Annotated in this window: 1 protein-coding gene; it reads left to right on the top strand. The window is 56.2% G+C overall.

The genetic code is table 11. The annotated features are described in order from the left end of the window. Window positions 1-79: 79 nt before the first annotated feature. On the top strand, window positions 80-550 hold a 471-nt coding region (locus SLS51_RS23185; RefSeq protein WP_323840831.1), incomplete at its 3' end, for a type VI secretion system ImpA family N-terminal domain-containing protein.

Below are 550 nucleotides of genomic sequence, written 5' to 3'. Positions count from 1 at the left end.
GAAACCGCATGACATTCAACATTTCTCAACTGGAACAGGCGGTGAAACCTTTACGCTCCGCCTGCCGCTGGTGATCCCCATGGATATCAGGAAACAATTTGACTGGCAGGGCCTCCTGCTGACCCCCCTATCGGATGAACTCATCAGCCGGGCGCTGGATGAAAACGAACCCGCCTGGGAATATATCGACGGGGAGATGGTTAAGCTGGGATCACTGGCCCATGCCAGCCTGAATATTGAAGAGATCCGGCGTCAGGCGCTGCAACTGTTCAGCGAAAAAAGCAAAGATTTCAGACTGATGGTTCATTTGCTGCGGACACTGCAACACGGCGGTCATCCCGCTGAACTCATCCTGGCAATGGAGCTGTTAGCCGATTACATCCCGCATTACTGGCAGACCGCCTGGCCACACAAACCGCTGCTCAAGCGCCGCCTGGCACAACAGGTGATTAAACGGTTTGACGCTGCGCAACCCGGCTTCTGCGAACAGGCGGATGAAACTCAGCGCGAAGAGGCGCAGGGCGCACTGGCGCATCTGGCACAATGCTGG

The organism is Photorhabdus africana (genome assembly GCF_035181445.1).
GTDB classification, from domain to species: domain Bacteria; phylum Pseudomonadota; class Gammaproteobacteria; order Enterobacterales; family Enterobacteriaceae; genus Photorhabdus; species Photorhabdus laumondii.
The sequence above is the reverse complement of the archived record's forward strand: the minus strand, read 5'-3'. Positions and strand labels throughout refer to the sequence as shown.